At 31.4% G+C, this 3,682-nt stretch carries 3 protein-coding genes; all 3 read right to left on the reverse strand.

Going from position 1 to position 3,682, the window contains the following annotated elements; translation table 11 throughout:
* On the reverse strand, positions 1–371 hold a 371-nt coding region (locus QJ521_RS09355), incomplete at its 3' end, for a Mini-ribonuclease 3 (protein WP_282840222.1).
* Positions 372–374: 3 nt separating this feature from the next.
* Positions 375–1,688: a cysteine--tRNA ligase gene (cysS, locus tag QJ521_RS09360; protein WP_282840223.1), complete on the reverse strand. Its 1,314-nt coding sequence runs from the start codon at positions 1,686–1,688 to the stop codon at positions 375–377.
* A 132-nt stretch (positions 1,689–1,820) separates the two neighbouring features.
* On the reverse strand, positions 1,821–3,647 hold the full coding sequence (locus QJ521_RS09365; RefSeq protein ID WP_282840224.1) for a DUF2779 domain-containing protein: 1,827 nt from the start codon (positions 3,645–3,647) through the stop codon (positions 1,821–1,823).
* Positions 3,648–3,682: the final 35 nt, after the last annotated feature.

Below are 3,682 nucleotides of genomic sequence, written 5' to 3' on the forward strand. Positions count from 1 at the left end.
CTACCGGTTGCTTTCTCAATATAATCTATACCGATTTTTATGAGTTCGTCTGCTCTTGTTTTATTATTTAAATATAGCAATCCTATTAATGCTTCGAAACCTGTTGCGTAATGATAGGTTTGTGCATCTATATTTTTTCTTCCAGGTCCACTGTTATTTCTGCCTCTTTTGAAAGTTTCAATTTCTTGTTCAGAAATGATGTTTTCATCCATTAAATGATTAATGATAATAGCTTGTGCTTTCCCCGAAGTAAAACGAATTGCTTTTTTATGTAGATCATTAACATTTGTCATTTTTTGATTTATTAAATACATGCGTATTGATAATTCATAATATGCATCACCAATATAAGCTAAAGTTAATCCATTCAAATTTTACATCCACCCTTGTTCAGAAAGACGTTCTCTCAAACAATCTGCTCTTGCGAAATCCTTGTTGATTCTAGCTTGTTCCCATTCACGATACATAATTAATGTTTCGTCTGTTAGTTCATATTGAGGCATAATGCCTAATACATCTAAAATTGTTTTTGCAGTTTGGTGCAAAACAGCTAAATATTTAGGATCTTTTTCTTTATTCATACGTTTTAATAAGTCATAAATTTGGGTAATGACATTCGGAATATTGAAGTCATCATCCATTAAAGATTTAAAAAGATTGATTTGTTCTATATCAACGTTGATTGTATGAGCTTTCGCTAATGTAACTGTTAAAAAAGCCTTTTTAAGGTTACGTTTTATTCTATCATATTCCTTTGCAAATTGTACCATTAAGTCATCGCTATAATGAATTGGTTGTCTATAATGATGGTTAATCGTTAATAGTCTAAATGCTAAAGGGTCATAATCTTGAATCAAGTCTTTAACGAGTGTTATATTACCTAATGATTTACTCATTTTTACATCGTTAACATCTAAACGTCCGACATGCATCCAAATACGAGCGAGGTGATGATGGTTATGAACAACTGTTTGAGCCATTTCGTTTTCATGATGCGGGAATTTAAGATCTGTTCCTCCACCGTGAATATCAATTTCATGACCGAAAATTTCGTGGTTCATAACTGCACATTCTGTGTGCCATCCTGGTCTTCCTTTTCCCCATGGACTTTCGAAAGCTAGTCCATCGTCTGTGACTTTCCAAATACTAAAGTCTCGAGGATCATCTTTGTCTTCGTCTAAGGCAACACGTACCCCTTGATTTAATTCATCAATATTTTGTTTGCTTAAGATTCCATAGTCTTGAACTTGTTTGACCCTAAAGTATACGCCACTAGGTCGTACATAGGCATGATTATGATCGATTAAATCTTGGATATACTCAATCATATGTGGAATAAATTCGGTTGCTTTTGGCATTTGATCAGGTAGAATACTACCCAATGCTAAACTCATATTAATAAACTCTTTTGTAAATTGATTTGTTAACTTATCTTCTTTTATCTTAAGTTCTTTAGCTTTTTCAATTATTTTATCGTCAACGTCAGTTATATTTGAAACGTAATTGACTTCATAACCTAAAAATTTAAGGTATCTTTTTACAACATCAAAAAAGATAACTGGTCTTGCATTACCTATGTGTATGTCACCATAAACTGTCGGTCCGCATACATACATTGAAACCTTGTTTGGTTGAATAGATTCAAATGGTTCTATGTTTTGTGTAAGTGTATTATAAAGCTTCAACATGCTTATGCCTCCTCTTTGTTTTATTATATTAGAAAACAAACAAAATAACAAGAAATCAACTATGATTTGACTCTATTTTAAGAAATTGGCCTTATGAAAGAATAACCCAGTCTTTGTTTCATATGGATTTTACTAAAATTTTCTAAGTTCTTCAAGTATTTTTACCATCGCCCAAGTATCTTGTTTACAATACTCTAATAGATCCTGATAAGACGTTTCAAATGTTTTCTTGTCCATCATTGGAAATCTTGCATAAGTTACCAATGCATCAGTTCCATTAGCTATCCCCATACCTTGATATGTTAAATCACTAAATACAGGTAGAACTTTTTTTATAGAATAAGAACCGTTTAAATCATTATGATAATAGTTTACGGTTTCAAGGTCTTCACCTTCAAACCCTAATGAAGCATATACTTTTTTATTACCTTTTAACAAATGCATTAAATCAAATAATCGATCAATCATATCAAATAATCTAGACTTATACTCTGGATATATTTCCGCCATTTCTTTTAATCTGGTTTGTTCAAATGATTTGTTATAGACCATGATTGAGCCACCATCTTGTTTAATGACTTTGAGCATGTTTTCTACTAAATCTTTTCTTAAATCAATATGCTCAGTAGCAACATAACTGTAATTGTCAGAATCCTTATCACATATTCCAGGTTCGTGCTCAATATGAATAGAATACTGAAATAAGGATTGGCTATATGGTTTTTCTCCTTTAAATCTGGGTAGTGGACATGGAAATGTCTCAAAATCCAAATGGTAAATAGGATATCTTAAAAGTTCAATACCTGCTCTTATTTTTTGAGGATGAACGTAAGGTTGATTCGATTCTATTACATCCCTTTGAATAACGTTGTTTTTTCTATTCAACCATTCATATGGAATATCAGTTGCCTTAACTTTTCGTTCATTGATTAGATCAAATCGTTCATACTTGTTGTTATCGGAATCTTTAAACCCATGATGTCCGCCAATATAAGAAAAAATACTGTTTTTCTCAGGGATATGTCCATAGCAAATCGGGTAGAATTTACATTCTCTTGAATCTTTTCTTTGACAATGTGGACCTAAATCTACAGGATTGGCGTTCATAACATCTAATCTCTGGATAACCGTTTGAACGTCATTTTCAATGACTGGTATCATAGACTCAGTTAGTGTTGTAACATCGATAATTGTAATGATGTCATCAGTATAAATAGGTTCATTTCTATCATTGACTAAACCTTGATGAATATATTCGCTATTCAAAACTACAAGATAGTATTTAACATCTTTTTTTGATTGAATTGCCTTTTCTAAAACATAACGTTGATAAGAAATGTCATAGACGTAACGTCCTTCTTTACCTAGTCTATTTCTTAATTTAGCAACTTTTTCATAATAATGATCATTAACATCTCCATGCAAGTCTTCTTGCAACATTAAAATGCCTTCAGGAGAATATTCAAAAAGCGGTGTTTTTTCGTTATGATTATTTTTATATTCTAAATCTATAAATTTTTTGCTTGTTGTCGCTTTAACTTCAAATATTCTAATGGTATCCTTATCTTCTTGATAACCATCTAGAAAGCAGTAAAAACGAAAACCCTGATATTCATGTTCAAATCTTTTTTGATCAAAAGTATTTAAACTATAGGTTACATCACCTTTAAATCGGTTTTGAATTGCTTGTCCACTGATAACCTCAATTTGACTATAATAAGGCATCATTGTTTCCATTTGAGTATCTTGTTTGATGAGAAGGTCTTCTCCTTCTTCATCAATCATATCATCTAGCAAAACACTTATTTTTTGCTTGTTTTCTTCGCCAATTAAATCTTCTAATTCTGGATCATCAGTAAAAGAAACAATAGCTTTGTCCTTGTCTCGATAGATTTCATCGAGTGCTGGATGACGATTGCATCTGATATAATTAATAAATCTTGTTTTTGAAATTCTCATGAATATCACCTATAGTTATTATAGCATGTTTATAT

It is taken from the genome of Peloplasma aerotolerans (assembly GCF_030012175.1).
GTDB classification, from domain to species: Bacteria; Bacillota_I; Bacilli_A; order Acholeplasmatales; family Acholeplasmataceae; genus Peloplasma; species Peloplasma aerotolerans.

Excerpts from the sequence above, each read along its gene's own strand:
- cysS (WP_282840223.1), bottom strand. The coding sequence starts at position 1,688 with ATGTTGAAGCTTTATAATACACTTACACAAAACATAGAACCATTTGAA.
- QJ521_RS09365 (WP_282840224.1), bottom strand. The coding sequence starts at position 3,647 with ATGAGAATTTCAAAAACAAGATTTATTAATTATATCAGATGCAATCGT.